15 protein-coding genes are annotated in these 13,979 nt (G+C 56.8%); 11 read left to right on the forward strand and 4 right to left on the reverse strand.

From position 1 onward, the window contains the following. Positions 1 to 23 precede the first annotated feature (23 nt). From PI87_RS16355 to PI87_RS16380, 6 genes are all read left to right on the forward strand, one after another. Positions 24 to 335 (forward strand): helix-turn-helix domain-containing protein, encoded by a 312-nt coding sequence (locus PI87_RS16355; RefSeq protein WP_232314009.1) that lies wholly within the window; start codon positions 24 to 26, stop codon positions 333 to 335. A gap of 16 nt (positions 336 to 351) precedes the next feature. Then, positions 352 to 951 carry a hypothetical protein gene (locus tag PI87_RS16360; protein WP_039598776.1) on the forward strand — a complete coding sequence of 200 codons (600 nt, stop codon included), beginning with the start codon at positions 352 to 354 and terminating at the stop codon, positions 949 to 951. A gap of 10 nt (positions 952 to 961) precedes the next feature. After that, positions 962 to 1,408 carry a hypothetical protein gene (locus tag PI87_RS16365; protein WP_157003156.1) on the forward strand — a complete coding sequence of 149 codons (447 nt, stop codon included), beginning with the start codon at positions 962 to 964 and terminating at the stop codon, positions 1,406 to 1,408. 14 nt (positions 1,409 to 1,422) lie between these two features. Then, positions 1,423 to 1,737: a hypothetical protein gene (locus tag PI87_RS16370; RefSeq protein ID WP_232314010.1), complete on the forward strand. Its 315-nt coding sequence runs from the start codon at positions 1,423 to 1,425 to the stop codon at positions 1,735 to 1,737. Beyond that, a complete protein-coding gene (locus PI87_RS16375; RefSeq protein WP_039598779.1) occupies positions 1,737 to 3,116 on the forward strand; it encodes a DUF3987 domain-containing protein in 1,380 nt (459 codons plus the stop codon). The genes PI87_RS16370 and PI87_RS16375 overlap by 1 nt, the downstream gene beginning before the upstream one ends. A 98-nt stretch (positions 3,117 to 3,214) precedes the next feature. Beyond that, on the forward strand, positions 3,215 to 4,474 hold the full coding sequence (locus tag PI87_RS16380; RefSeq protein ID WP_039598780.1) for a hypothetical protein: 1,260 nt from the start codon (positions 3,215 to 3,217) through the stop codon (positions 4,472 to 4,474). A gap of 384 nt (positions 4,475 to 4,858) precedes the next feature. Here PI87_RS16380 and PI87_RS16385 read toward each other — a convergent pair whose 3' ends face one another. Beyond that, positions 4,859 to 5,623 (reverse strand): MobA/MobL family protein, encoded by a 765-nt coding sequence (locus PI87_RS16385; RefSeq protein WP_052321571.1) that lies wholly within the window; start codon positions 5,621 to 5,623, stop codon positions 4,859 to 4,861. Positions 5,624 to 6,186: 563 nt separating this feature from the next. Between PI87_RS16385 and PI87_RS16390 the strand changes: the two genes are divergently transcribed. From PI87_RS16390 to PI87_RS16410, 5 genes are all read left to right on the forward strand, one after another. Next, complete coding sequence (locus PI87_RS16390; RefSeq protein ID WP_039598781.1) at positions 6,187 to 8,346, forward strand: DEAD/DEAH box helicase; 2,160 nt, start codon at positions 6,187 to 6,189, stop codon at positions 8,344 to 8,346. Next, positions 8,343 to 9,017, forward strand: coding sequence for a DUF2290 domain-containing protein (locus tag PI87_RS16395; protein ID WP_084209985.1), 675 nt, complete (start codon positions 8,343 to 8,345; stop codon positions 9,015 to 9,017). The genes PI87_RS16390 and PI87_RS16395 overlap by 4 nt, the downstream gene beginning before the upstream one ends. Before the next feature lie 39 nt (positions 9,018 to 9,056). Then, positions 9,057 to 9,605 carry a metal-dependent hydrolase gene (locus PI87_RS16400; RefSeq protein ID WP_039598782.1) on the forward strand — a complete coding sequence of 183 codons (549 nt, stop codon included), beginning with the start codon at positions 9,057 to 9,059 and terminating at the stop codon, positions 9,603 to 9,605. A 95-nt stretch (positions 9,606 to 9,700) separates the two neighbouring features. After that, positions 9,701 to 10,075: a hypothetical protein gene (locus PI87_RS16405; RefSeq protein ID WP_039598783.1), complete on the forward strand. Its 375-nt coding sequence runs from the start codon at positions 9,701 to 9,703 to the stop codon at positions 10,073 to 10,075. Positions 10,076 to 10,211: 136 nt separating this feature from the next. Next, positions 10,212 to 12,248 carry an ATP-binding protein gene (locus PI87_RS16410; protein ID WP_232314011.1) on the forward strand — a complete coding sequence of 679 codons (2,037 nt, stop codon included), beginning with the start codon at positions 10,212 to 10,214 and terminating at the stop codon, positions 12,246 to 12,248. Between the two features lie 436 nt (positions 12,249 to 12,684). On the opposite strand, the gene PI87_RS16415 is transcribed toward PI87_RS16410, so the two are convergent. The 3 genes from PI87_RS16415 to PI87_RS16425 form a co-directional block, all read right to left on the reverse strand. After that, positions 12,685 to 12,972 carry an H-NS histone family protein gene (locus PI87_RS16415; protein WP_039598785.1) on the reverse strand — a complete coding sequence of 96 codons (288 nt, stop codon included), beginning with the start codon at positions 12,970 to 12,972 and terminating at the stop codon, positions 12,685 to 12,687. Positions 12,973 to 13,022: 50 nt separating this feature from the next. Further along, positions 13,023 to 13,541: a hypothetical protein gene (locus PI87_RS16420; protein WP_039598786.1), complete on the reverse strand. Its 519-nt coding sequence runs from the start codon at positions 13,539 to 13,541 to the stop codon at positions 13,023 to 13,025. A gap of 190 nt (positions 13,542 to 13,731) precedes the next feature. Continuing rightward, a complete protein-coding gene (locus tag PI87_RS16425; protein ID WP_039598787.1) occupies positions 13,732 to 13,923 on the reverse strand; it encodes a hypothetical protein in 192 nt (63 codons plus the stop codon). Positions 13,924 to 13,979 lie beyond the last annotated feature (56 nt).

The raw sequence follows: 13,979 nt of genomic DNA on the forward strand, positions 1-13,979 counted from the left end.
AATCCCGAACTATTAGGAGCAGCATGATGAGTACGAAATCTGCCGTCGCAGTCAACCGTGACTGCGGCAAAAGTCACAACCTGCACGCCGCCGCCGCCGCCGCCGCCGCCGCCGCCGCCGCGTCGGCGGTTACCGCTTCGCTCACGACAGCGTCCGTCGCAGCGAGCGAGTTCTGGACGACGAACGAGGTCGCGGCCTATCTGCGTTGCGAGCCCCAGACTATCCGCAAGAACCTCAGCAACACGGGGGCTCATCACGGCCTCAAGCCCTGCCGCTTTGGTCGCCGCTGGCTTTTCAAGGCCGCTGACGTTCGCGCATCTCTGATGGGGGCCTGATATGGATAAGAAAGGTATGGACGGCTTCGCTGAGGCATTTGGCGATATCTTCGGTGACGTATTCCCATCGCAGGCCACCAAACTGGCGCACGTGGACTCGCCAGATGCAGGTGACAACCAGCGTGACGAAACCGGGCGCGAGCGTCGGCTGGCCACGTTTGAGACGCAGGCGCGCCCGACCGGCGAGCGTGTGCGGGAAATTGTCAGCGACCAGAGCGACAAACTCGCGGATTTCGTCGAATCGTGCCTACTTGACCAGCGTGAAATCCTCGAACGCCAGCATGCTGTCCAGCTTGATCAACTGAGCAAGATCTTGGCGCTCGTCAGCCAGATGCAAGGGGCGAGTGATCCTGAGCCCACGCGCCTTGATAACCTGATCCGGGAAACTATTGACGCTACGGTGCGCGATGTGACGTTCCCACTCAGGTTCGACATCAATGTTCTGCAACGCACGGTTGAGCAGACATACAAATGGCAAGCCGCACCGCTGGCCTGGATCGTGGGCGAGATGTTCAACGACAAAGCTCGGCTGATGCAGCGCCGCACCCGCCCGTTCTCCGGCCGTCGCCGTTGCAAGGTCAATTTGCGTGAGCGCCGTTATGGCGCGGCGGCGTGAGGGGGCGGAAATGGAAAAGCAAAACCGTTCCGACGGCTCGCAGAGCGCTATCCAAGCGGCCAGGACGGCTACCCGACTACCGAACCGTCGCCGAGTGCAACCCACTAAAAAAACTAGTCGTTTGAGTATCAAAGAGATCAACGAGATCAACGCCATCATTCGCCATATCGCCGATACCTGGACGCCTGAGATGGACGAGGAGATCGAACGGGCCACCGTTCAGTACAGGCAGGAACGCTGCGCGAAGTTGAAGGACGAGAAGCTGATCCGCACCCAGCAGCGTGCGCAGCTGAAACGTGAATTGAAGACGGCGGTCGTGGTGAAGGTGCGCGGTGACGCGCGGGATGCAGATGCCGAGCTGGCTCGAATCCGCGAGGCCCTTACTGATCTGGAACTGCGCGAACTGAACGCCACGGTCGAACTGCACACCATCCGCGCCCAAATGCGTGGGGCTTAATCCCGGATATGAACATGAAAAAGCACATCATCGAAGCAGGAAAGGTCGATATCGAGGCGCTCAAAAAGGCCGTCGGCGCACTCGAATCGCCTAAGGTCAAGCGCGATCGCGAGCGCGCAGAGTCGTTCGCCCAATTGTACGAAGGCATTCGCGACAAGCTCAATGCACACGTGTCGAAAAGCGCGATCATCAAAACGCTGGCCGATGTCGGTCTGTCGATCAATCCGAGGCTCTTCGACGAATTGCTCGAAGACGAAGCGACGCGCCGTGGCGAGCCAGTGCCGGGCAAAGCCGAAGAGGCTGGCATGAAGGAAGAGGTGACCACCTAATGAATGCCCCCGCCTATCCGTACGGCGGGGGCGCTATGCCCTCGCAACATTCCCCGCTCCAGTCAGCGATCTACCCCCCCGGCTACTATCCACCCCAGGCTTCGCATGCGATCAACGCGCTCACGCCCAGCCTGTTCCGTGTGGCAAGCGAGCAGCGAGCCATTTATGGATCGTCGCACGAGGCGATTCTGGTCAACCTGTTTGGCAAGATATCCTTCGCTGCATCCGGCAATCGCCGCGTTCGCGGTCATGGTGGCAAAGCAATGCCGTTGACCTTGCATCTCCGGTTTGCCGGGCCACCTTTGAGCGGCAAGTCGGACACTCACGATCGGTTCAACGCTCCCATCATCGAGGCGATGAACGGCTGGAAGAAGCGTTGGCAGTTCGCTAATGTGACGCCTGCCACATTGCAGCGGAAGATTTGTGGTGGTTCGGTTCTTTCTATGCTTAGCATGGCTGAAGGGCGTGGCCATCTCAGCGACCAAGTCAGCGGCCATCTCAGCCGCGCTTTTCAGGAGCTGAGCGATCTGTACGACAGCCACGTACCGGCATTTGATCGTGCCGACGACGATGACGAGGTGGTCGTGCACGCCCCGGATAGCGCGATTCTGGTCGTGTGCGTGAACGTCCAGAACGACAAGCATCGCGTGTGGCTCGACAAGTATGCTGAAGACGCTATCGGTTCGGGCTACCTGTATCGCCTGATGATGATGGAAACCGACCAGATCGCTGTGGAGGGGGCAGGAAGCCAGCAGCCTGAAGTGGCGCTTCTGGATTACGACCAGCGCATTGTCGAGATGATCGCAAGCGCGCGGCTCAACCTCGAAGCGATGTCGGTGAACCGTCTTCCTGTCATCGAAGTGATGGCTGAGGCTGAGCATGTTCTGCGGCAGGCTCAGGAGCGATTTGTTCAGATGGCGAGCGCTGCTCTGTCGCCGAACGAGGCGCGCGTGTTCGCCGTCCGTCTAACGGCAAATACGCGCCGGATCGCCGGCTGCATGCACGTTTACGAGGGCTATGACGGTGCAATGTCGGCTGACACCATGGTCCGAGCGAAGACGATCGCCGAGTGCTTCGCTGCGCATTGGCTTGCGACTGTGTTCCCGCCTAAGCCCGCACCCCAACATCAACAGGACGCACATGCACTGCTGCCCAACGTTATCGGGGAGTTGCGCCGTCGCGGTGTGGGCGGCATTCGTGAAACGGACATCGTGACGCTGGCAAAGAACTTGGGATGGACGCCGCAGCGTACCAAGGCGGCCCTGGGGGTGCTTTACGCGGTGGGTCAGTTCCAACTGTTGCCGCGTACAATCAACGGTCGCCGGGTGGAGATGGTGGAGTTGCCGAGCAGTTCCCTCCATCTGCCGCCGCTCATCTGAACGCCCTCGCTGGCCCCGTTCGCCATCCGGTGGACGGGGCTTTTTGCAGTGCATGCTAGCGCAACCGCCGCCGTTGGTCCCCTCGCTACAACACCACAATGAGCAAGCAGACGCCGCTTGGCACAATAGCGCCGGAGATCCGCGCTGGACTCACCAGGTACATCGACCACAGCCTGAATTGCTGTGTTGAGCCGGACGGCAGGAAAACCATTTTGTCCGGTCCGGAAATCGGGAGCCTGTTCGCGCTCGACCGCTTTGTCTGGTCGGCGCTCGCAACCCCGTTCGCGCCTTTTCGTATTTCCGGCACGATGCATTTGGCGAGTGAGCATGAGCAAGGAGCGCCGCACGAAAGGTATTCTTCCGAGAGATGGAAATACACCAAGTCTGCGTCGCCCAACCCGTACTGCCAGGACACCTTGGACTTGGCCGCTCAACTGCAGAGAATCTCTCACTATGCGGAAACGTTTGATCCGTCAAAGCAGGCGGCCGCGCAACTAGAGCATGCGCCGCATCTTCGGCTGCTGCTGGACACATTCTTCCACCACCCCATCCAGAACTGCGGCGGCAGCGACATCAATTCGCCTACCGTTCATGGGGGTCTCATCAAGGCGGAGATCTGCAACAATTTCGTGGCTCAATTCCGTCAGGCGATGCTCGCTAGGAAGTTCCTTCGGCGGGAACGGCACAACTGGCATATGGGCTGTCGGGAGAACCTAACGAACCTACGTGCTTACCTGGGTGGCTTGTTCACGCGGCACCAAAGCCTGACCGTCCTGCACCTCCGTCTGTTCCACGCCAAGAACCGGGCTAGCCTGATCTCGGCACCGGTGGAGGATCAACATCAGGATCTGCGCGAACTCCGAGCCTGTCGCAACGTGTTCTTCGACCGCATGCGAAGGAAGCCTGCGCTGTTCACTCAGAAGCCTGGGTACGTCTGGGCAATCTTGCCTTCGCTGGAAGGGGGGTACGATCTGCACCTCACACTGCTGTTCGACTCGGTCGCTTTGTGCAAGGTGCTCGACGACAAAAGGGTGGAGGCTGAACAAGCGGGGACGATCTTGGAAGACCATGCAGACCAGATCGGAGCGTACTGGGTGAGGACGGCGACCGCAGGCGAGGGGGGCTATCTTCGAGGCGACAAAAACGGGTGGCTATATGGGCCAGACTGGGTCCACGGCGAGGTTTGTGCCGATGATGTTGGACGCCGCGAAAAGCTTCAGGAAACGCTCGGCTACCTGCCCATGCGCCGTGCCTTGGTGCGTCTGAAGAACGAGCCTGAGGGCGAGTATTTCGGCATGCGTGAGGGCAAATCGCGAGCCCCGCGGCGATCCGCCAGGCAAACCAAGACGGACTCGTAGAAGCGCGCGGATGTGCAGACGTACCCTCCAAAAGTCAGTATCCAAAACACCTAACCTACTGATTTCATTGGCTCGCTGATTTCTGAAGTGCGAGGCCGTACCGGCGATGCGTGCTCCGGCGGCGGCCCGCCGACGCGTGGCCGGCGCTCCAAGTTGTGCGAAATCCGGGCGCAAGAATTCGCAGAAAAGATCGCGCGAAAGTCGCAAAAAAAGAGTTGGCTGAGTTCTTCTTCGTGTGGCGAAACATTTGCACGAAATTTTGCCGAAGACGTACTGCGTCCCGATTGGCTGCAGCTTGACGCGTACTGCTGTTTTTTTTTTTCGCAGAACATTGAGCCAACTCGATAGTCCCAAGAGGACGCTAAGGTTTGTCAGGCGTGCATGCTAAAGCGATGACTGACTCCGGTCATGTTCATCGGCTGGACCCTGACTGGGGCGTTGCTGCAACGTCGATCGACTCGCGACGTACTGCGCTTTGTCTTCAGGTGACATGTTGCTGATACGCGCTGGACCCAGATGGCGTTCCGGCTGGCGTTCAACTCCCTGCTCCTTCAACGTGCGGTGATCAACGCGAGCGGCATGACCGTACTTATTCAAGGCAGCATTTTGCAGCTCGGCGCACTTCTTGCGGATCTCAATGACCTCATCTCGCAACGCGAGCCGGTTCTTGCCGCCACTATCTTTTCTGCGGCCTCCTTGCTCGGGATTCGCCGCGTTGTAGCGGCGGAATGTCTGTTGATCGGAACGCTCAACTCCGTCGTCCATTCGATCGGAAAACATCAGGTGAAGGTGGGTATTGGATGTGCCTTCGAGCGCTGACTTCGGCGCATGCATGGCAAACTGATAAGGCTTTTCACCCACCAGCGATTTGACGAGGTCGTTTGCCAGTTCCTGCTGCTGCTCGCGCGTCAGTTCGTCAGGCAGCGCGATTTCGTGTTCGCGATAAACCGCACCATTCGCGCGCTCATACTTGTCTCCCGCTCTCCAGAATGCGGATGGACTGTTCTGCGCCCATGCTGGCATGTTGCCGTGCCCGGTACAGACCAAGTCTTCGCGCTGACTGTGCTTACCCTGCCTTGTGATGTAGGTTGCGTGATTCGCCGCTGTTCCCTTTTTGCCGCTCTTGATGGTGTGGTGGAAACTTGCCATGGTCAGACTACCCTTTCTCGTGGACAAACAAAAAAGACCAACGAAGAAGCTCTTCGCTGGCCATGTGCGAGATGGGCAATGCCGAGGATTCTGTGCTTTCTGATAGAAAGGTTAAGTGCGCGTCCTTATTCCCCCCATGTGTTCTGGTGGGCCAGGATGACTACAATCGATGCACGCCTACAGCTCCTCTCTGCGAGTGATCTCAATCCCTTCTATCAATTCCCACTACTACTCATCTCATACCATCTGAGATGGAGTAAAAAAATACTCGAATGAGTAGAGGTGTGAGATTGCTATGCCTTCAACGAGCACTTGTTGATCAAGGAGGCGAACTCATGCACCTGTTCAGCACGGGATAGGTGCCAAAGAAGACGAGAGCGGGGCGTCCTCGTGTGGAAGCTGAGCTAGCGTGCGTCGGTGAGATAATGTTGCAGGTTCGGAAGTAGGTTGCAGAGATTGTCCGCACATGCGCTGTTTGCGCACCGCTGATGGTGCTTTCAAGTCGGTACTCGGAAAGAGTGCGGAGACGGCTAACGGGTTCAAACGGATGGGTGGCTATTGACATGACGACGGTCAACTTCACGCGAGGCGCGAACGGAAAGCCCGTCGCCACGCAGGCGTTGCAAGAGGCTTTGTCCAAGGTCGGCAAGATCGCGGGAGAGTGTTTTTTTGGGTATCCGTTGATCGCTACGCCAGAAGGCAAGTATTTCCTCGATGCGACATTGGTCAGCCCCGAAAAGGGCGTCGTGTTGTTCGATCTGATAGAAGGGACGGATGTTGGCGACTACGCTGCGCGCCAAGACGACCTAGCCAACAAGATCGAAGCCAAGCTCAAGCTGCACAAGGAACTCGTCAAGGGGCGCCGGCTCATTCCGAGTCTCCAAGTCATTACGTTTGCACCGGCTGTAGACAACGTAGATCGCGTTGCCGTTGATGGCTATCCGCTTGTCAATGAGAAGAACCTGTCGAGCGTTCTTGACGATTTCTCATGGGGAGATGAGGTCGGTGATGATCTGTATCGCCTGACGCTGTCAGCGGTGGAAAGCCTGTCATCGATCCGCAAGAGCCGTTCCAAACGGGAGGTCACTAAGGCGGACTCTCGGGGAGCCAGGCTGAAGAAGCTAGAAGACTCTATCGCCACACTCGACCATCGTCAAAATCGGGCTGTCATTGAGACTGTCGACGGAGTGCAACGTATCCGAGGTTTGGCCGGCTCTGGCAAGACGATCGTACTTGCGCTGAAGGCGGCCTACCTTCACACGCAACATCCAGACTGGCGTATTGCCGTCACGTTCCACACTCGTTCGCTGAAAGCCCAGTTCAAGCGGCTGATCAACAATTTCTGTATCGAGCAGAGTGGCGAGGAACCTGACTGGACCAAGATTCGCATCATCAATGCCTGGGGCGCACCGGGCGGCTATGAGCGCGATGGGGTCTACTACGAATTCTGCCGTGCTACTGGCCAGGAGTTTTACGATTTCCGCTCTGCCAGCAATCGCTTCGGAGGCAATGACAAGGCGTTTGATGGCGTCTGTCGAATGGCTCTGGCAGGAGCGACTTCCTCGACAGACCTTTACGACGCAGTATTGGTCGACGAGGCGCAGGATTTTGCGCCAAGTTTCTTGCGTCTCTGCTATGCGATGCTTAGGACGCCCAAACGCCTGGTCTACGCCTACGATGAGCTACAAAACCTCTCAGGCACTTCTCTGCCGCCGCCAGAGGAGATTTTTGGCGCGGATGCAAGCGGGCGTCCACTCGTGTCTCTGGACGAGGACCCAAGTAGGGATGTCATCCTGCAAAAGTGCTACCGGAATTCACGGCCGGTGCTGGTTACGGCGCATGCTCTAGGTTTTGGTATCTATCGCGAACCGCCTGCGAGCGCTGAAACCGGGTTGGTACAAATGTTCGACCAACCGGCTTTGTGGGAAGAGATTGGCTACAAGGTCCGCGAAGGGGGATTGGCAAAGGGACAACCTGTCGTTCTTGAGCGTACGAACGAAACCAGCCCTGAGTTCTTGTCCAGTCATTCCCCGATCGACGATCTCGTGTCGTTTCGACAGTTTCAAAACGAGGCCGAGCAGAATGCATGGCTGGTCGACGAGATCCAGCGCAACATCGAAGAAGACGAACTGCGGCACGACGACATCATTGTCATTCATTCTGACCCGATTTCTGCCCGCGAGCGCCTCGGGCCGATTCGCAAGACTCTCTTTGAGCGCAAAATTCAGAGCCATCTTGCGGGCGTCGATACCCTGGCCGATGTGTTCTTCAAGACGGAAACCCCATCGGTCACTTTTACTGGCATTTTCCGGGCGAAGGGTAACGAGGCCGGCATGGTTTACGTGATCAATGCGCAGGACTGTGACACCACTGGCCCAGGCTTAGCCAATCTACGCAACAGGCTGTTTACTGCGGTCACTCGCAGCAAGGCTTGGGTGCGAGTTGTTGGCTATGGCCAGGGGATGGCTAGGTTGACAGAAGAGTTTGAGCGGCTAAAGCAGCAGGATTTCCGCTTGGGCTTCACTTATCCAACCGACGCTATCCTTGGGAAATTGCGGATTGCTTACCGCGATCAGTCGCCTCACGAAAAGCAGCGCTTTGAGCAAGGCAAGGGGCGAGCAGCCGAGTTGTTGGCTTCCTTGCGTCGAGGCGACATCACCCCAGATGACCTTGATGCTGAGACCAAGCAAAAACTGATTCAGGCGCTTGGAGGCAAAGAATGATGCCTCCTAAGGCTCCGCGGGCTGTCAAAGATGACCTTGGGGCGATACTCGCATCGTTGATCGAGCGTGGCATCGCGGATGACCAAAACTTCCCGGTGCTACGCTCAATCTCGGCGACAGAATGGGAAATTTCGTTTGACGGTGCGGAGCATGTGTCGATCGCCATGGGTGAGATCGACTACACCGATATCCATCAAGAGCTATCTGAGAAGCGGTCGTACAGCGTTAAATTGATCGATGGCGGCTTGCTTCAATTGATGTACCGCTTCAACGGCGATCAACTCGTCAAGCACCGCTTGGCGTACTACCCATCTCCGAGCCTTCGCGCGTTTCAAGAAGATCCAGAGGCGTATATGCGTGACGATCTGTTCCTAGAGATCGTCTCGCGGCGAATTGTGCCGTTCCCTCTACGATTTGATTTCGACGTCAAGGCTGCCAAGGATGTCCAGCATCCCTTTTCGCACCTGACTTTGGGTGACGTGCGAGGGTGTCGCATACCTGTCTCTGCTGGCTTGACGCCTCGCTGGTTTACCGAGTTCATTCTTCGGAACTTCTATCAGACGGGTACGCATGACTTCGTTGGTGGACTTCCTGAGCACAGGTTCGCTTTCGACCAGACGATTACGAACAATGAACGTCAGCTAATACACATGGTGGTGCCGGCCCAATAGGTCCAGGGTCGCTCGGGCGGATTTAGTAGGTAGGCCACCATGCCATCTATCATCACACATGCGGCCGTGCCCCTGATGCTCGGGGCGGCTGCTGGGCGCCGGTGCATCAGTGGTCGGCTTCTATTTGCCGGTGCCGTTGCGGCGATGCTGCCGGATCTCGACGTTGCCGCTCTCAAGCTGGGTATCCGGTATCAAGACGCTTTCGGCCATCGTGGAGCCACGCATTCGATCGCGTTTGCACTGGGTCTCGCTCTCGTGGCAGCGCTAGCCCATAGGCCGTTGAGCACCACCGCATGGCGCAGCGCAATCTTTGTTGGGCTCTCCACGCTGTCCCATCCCCTGCTTGATGCCTGTACCAATGGCGGAATGGGCGTGGTGCTTCTGTGGCCGCTCAGTGAGCATCGCTGGTTCTTTCCGTTCCGTCCCATCGCCGTATCGCCACTCGGTATATCCCGGTTCATGGGGAACCGTGGCGTCACCGTCATGGCATCAGAGTTGTACTGGGTCTGGATACCCACCGCATTTTTGTCGCTCACGCTATTCTTGGGGCGAGGGATCGAGAAGTTGAACGCTCGCGCTCCATCCTGAACAACTGCCCTTGGCTCGCCAACGGTTCTCCCTGGTACAAGAGGGCAAGCTCAACGCCGGGTGTCCTGGCGCTCACGAAGGTAATAGAGGACAAGATGACAACAGCGCGTGCCGGTACGCGAGAAGAAGCGCTGCGGCTGCTGAGCATGGACGGAATCGCGGTCGTAGAACTGGACTACGAAGCGGGCTGGCAGGATGCCGTCGAGCTGGGTCGCATGGGCCAGAAGTCAGGGGTTCGCGTTGAGTTTCGCGGTCAGGAAAATATCGCCGTCCGATCGCTGGCGGCGTTAGTTGCGGGTCTCTCGCGCCCGAAGTCGACGTTCCGCCAGCGCAACCTCTACTGCCAGTTTGACCTGGGCACCTTACTGGCAGGCGAGCTGGAGAGACTAGAAGCCAAGACTGCAGTGTCTGGGGATTACATTCTTGCGGGGCATCTTGCGCAGAAAGTGGACGTTTACTGGGGCGAGTAACTGACTGGTCCAACGACCGCCTACAATACTCGCCAATCAGTCAAGTGGCTGATCACCATGGCGTCAGTCGGGGTTGGCGTCAAGGACGTCAATTCAAGGACGTCAATATTTGTCGGATTGAGTTTGCGGTTTGCTCATGACAGTGGGGCGCGGCATCGCATGCTGGGCATTGAAAACACATATTGCCACCATGACCAAAAATATCGATATCTCCGGTACGACAGAGATTGGCAACGAGGGCATAAAAAAACATTTCAAAAGTATCGAGCCGTGGCAACCGTTGTTCGAGCTCGTTTGGAATGGATTCGACGCGAAGGCCGACGTTGTCACGGTAGACGCTCAACTCAATAGCCTCCACGCCTTGACTACAGTCGCCGTGCTGGACGACGGCGACGGAATTGATCCGACGGCGCTGAAGCAGACGTTTGGCCGGTTTAACGACTCCCATAAGCGTGAAGATGCAGCACAACATGGCGCGCATGGTCGCGGACGTCTCTCCTTCCATCGCATTTGTCGCTTCGCTACCTGGCACTCTAAATCCGCTGCTGGTCAGGCACGAATCGCTATCGATGCCACAACGATTAAGGATTACCAAGCCGGTTTCGTTTCCGATGAAGCCCAATGTCCGGAGTTGCGTCAGCAAACAAAAGGTACTTTGGTTGAGTTGTCGGAGTTTTCCTGTGAGCTGCCCGACGCGGACGAGCTACGTGCAAAGTTAGCGATTGAATTCGGCTGGTTTCTTGCGTTGCACTCGTCGAAGACACTGAAGTTGAATGGACAGCCCATCCCTGTTCCAAAGCACGAGATTTCGGAGCGTAGTTTCTGGACTGGGTCGCACGAGTTTGATGTGCAGGTGATTCGCTGGGACGAGAGACCTAGCTCGGAGAAGTCATACACCTATCTACTGGATTCCACGGGGAAAATCGTCTACAAGCAGCTCAGCGCGCTCAACAATAAGGCGGGCTTCTTCACGAGCATCTATATCAGCTCACCGTGGGCAGACACGTTTGCTTCTGACCAGGATCTGCTTCGACCTGAGGCTCATACGACCAATGCTCCGGAGTGGAAGAAGCTTTTGCGGCAGGTAGGCGAGTTGGCACAGATGCTGTACGACCAGTTTCTGCGCAAGCAAGCTGAGGTGAAAGTCGAGAAGTACGTCGAAGACGGACTGTTCCCAACGTATGCCGAGTTGCCTCCAGAAGAGCGTTCGTGGCGCCTAAACAATGCGAAGCAGCTCGTCACGTCTATCTATGTCGCCGACCCTTCGATATTCAATGCGGCCAGCAAGAAGCAGCGAAAGATCATTATCAGACTGCTAGATCGTTTGGCGGTCTCCAACGAGAACGACTCACTCTTTGATGTGCTCAATAGCGTGCTGGATCTGGACGACGGCGCCGTGAAATCGCTTGCGGATCAACTCCAGCAGACAACGCTGGAGAACATCATAGCGACTATTGAAATCTTACAACGTCGTCACGCCGCGGCGTCGAAGCTTCGAACGCTGATGAACGATCACTATCGCGAGGTTCTGGAGACTCCGGATCTGCAGAAGATTATCGAGAACAACACGTGGCTGTTTGGGCCAGGGTACGAGACGCTTGGAGCGGAGGAGGACACATTTACGAAGATCGCGAAGGAACTGCGCAATAAGATTCCACAGATCGAAAACGTCGGCCCGGAGGATGTCGATGATGAGGTAGCCGATATTACTGGTGCGCAACGTCAGACAGATCTCTTTCTTGCACGTCGTATCCCTACGATCGCTCCTGACGGTAAGCAGGTTTATCGCTGCGTTATCATCGAAATCAAGCGTCCTGGTATAGCCCTTAACATCAAGCATCTACGTCAGCTCGACGATTACGCGAATATCATCAAGAGATATCCTGAATTCGGAAGCGAAAGGATGCATTTTGAGTTGATCTTGGTCGGCAGAAAAATATCAGCCGCGGATACCGAGATTGAGAGTCGTATGCGTGGGCAAATTTCTCGGGGGGAACTCGGGCTCGTAAGTGACGACCCTCGCATGAAGCGCTACGTACTGAACTGGTACACCCTCCTTGACTCGTTCGAGCTTGCCAATGCCTTTCTTTTGAAGCAACTAAGGTTTCGGCGCGATCTCTTTAACCAATCAACGAAGGATCAGCTTGTAGATGAGCTGCAGGCAGCGCAGTAGCCAGTGCGCGTTCGGGCGTTCCTCGCGGAATCACCCGTTTAAGCTCTCGATATAGTCGTTCTCCACCGGCTTGTCTGGCCGGAGACCTCGCTGCAATGCGGGCACTGGTATTCGGAAAAGATGTTCCTTGAGGGCGTGATCGCTGACCACGGTCGGGAGCGCTTCAGAACCAGGCTAGCGCCTGGCTTTCGGTGAACTCTGCATCACGCTGACGTGCCGTAGTGGGCACCTCTCGGTGACTGAACCGCGGCGGCGGCGCGATCTCCACTCAGAACCGTGTTCACGAGCATGCTGAGCGCTACAGTGGTGGCGGCGTACGCGCCAATGTCGCCGGATTGAATGAGATCAAGAAACGCTGCGTGTCGAAGGTAAGCCCATCGACTTTCCTATTCGTTTTGAATCCGCCGGAGCGGGCTTCGTGCAGCGTTTCTCTGGGCTACGCGATCAGAAAGCGATCAAGGTTCTTGCCGGCAATCCATGCTGGTGCACGACCACGACCCGTCCAGGTCGCACCCGTCTTCGGGTCTTGGTATTTCGGCGCAACGGTGCGGCGAGCCTTTGCTTTGACCTTCGATGACAAGCCAATGTCTTCTGCCGTCAGCCCATAGTCGGCCACAATCTGTTTGACCTGAGCAATGACCTGTTCAAGCTCTTTGAGGCGGGCACCTTCAAGCTGTTCTTCCAACTTTTGTTTCTGAGCGAGTAGTTCTTTATAGGTAGCCATGGTTTCCTGTGGTTATCGATACCGCGACATACAGCATATCCCACCAAGGATTACCTTGGCGACTGCGCTGCATGAAGTTCGCGTAAGAATTTGATCTCTTGTTTGCGGTGCTGCCAGCCCACCAAGGTTCCACTTGGAAACAGTCCAAGCATGGGATCAATGCTGAGATAGTCGGGGAATGCACCATCCGGCCTGTGCTTGTTTTCCTCGTTGGTCATGATGACCGTCATATCTCGGTCAAGAAAGAACTCAAAGAACTGAACCAACGTCATTGGTTCGGCGATGTCCAGGTACAGCGCTTGCGCGGTGCTTGACCGGTCTTGCTTGTGCCCGCGCTGTAGCTGGTGTGGCGGGCGCTTGAAGTCATTTGCAGCAAACAGATCCAGCGCTGCCCGGGTGACGCCGACTACCCGCCAAGACCACGGGCGTGCCCCCATAAGGCTGGTAAGCATCCGCGTCGCGTCGGCTTTGGTGAATCCTTCAGGGTAGGACCGAATGGCATGAAATTGCGCGGTGTATATGGAGTACAACGCTCTGCGCAGATGCTCGTTGGTATAAATCGTCTGCATTCCAGTCGTTCGCCCCTGTGAGGCCAGCTTCGATCTGTAGGCTAGGTGATTGTAGTGGTTGGCGCAGCCCGTGGGTAAGGGTCTTAGGTTGAGCGGCGCGCGTGGTGCATTTCTTTCCAGGAGCGGTTACCTGCCGGCGGAACTGAAGCGTGCCAAGCTCGACTGACTAGGTGCGAAAGTATCGGCCGGTTTAGAGCAGCCGCAGGTTGCGAATCTTCGCGATCTGCGGTGAGCGCTTCAAGATCAGGTCTGTGATGTACTCCGGCAGTAGCGCTCGGGGAGTGTCCGCGGGGATGCCGTCGACAAGCTGCGATGGTACTTGGACGATGAAGTCGTCCGGTGCATCTTGCAGGCTATGCTCATAGGCGACGCGGTACTGCATGATGATGGAAGGGGGCAGTTTTGGCGCGGACGATTTTAGCAGCCGTCGTGAGAGTC

This window comes from Ralstonia sp. A12 (assembly GCF_000801955.1).
GTDB lineage: Bacteria > Pseudomonadota > Gammaproteobacteria > Burkholderiales > Burkholderiaceae > Ralstonia.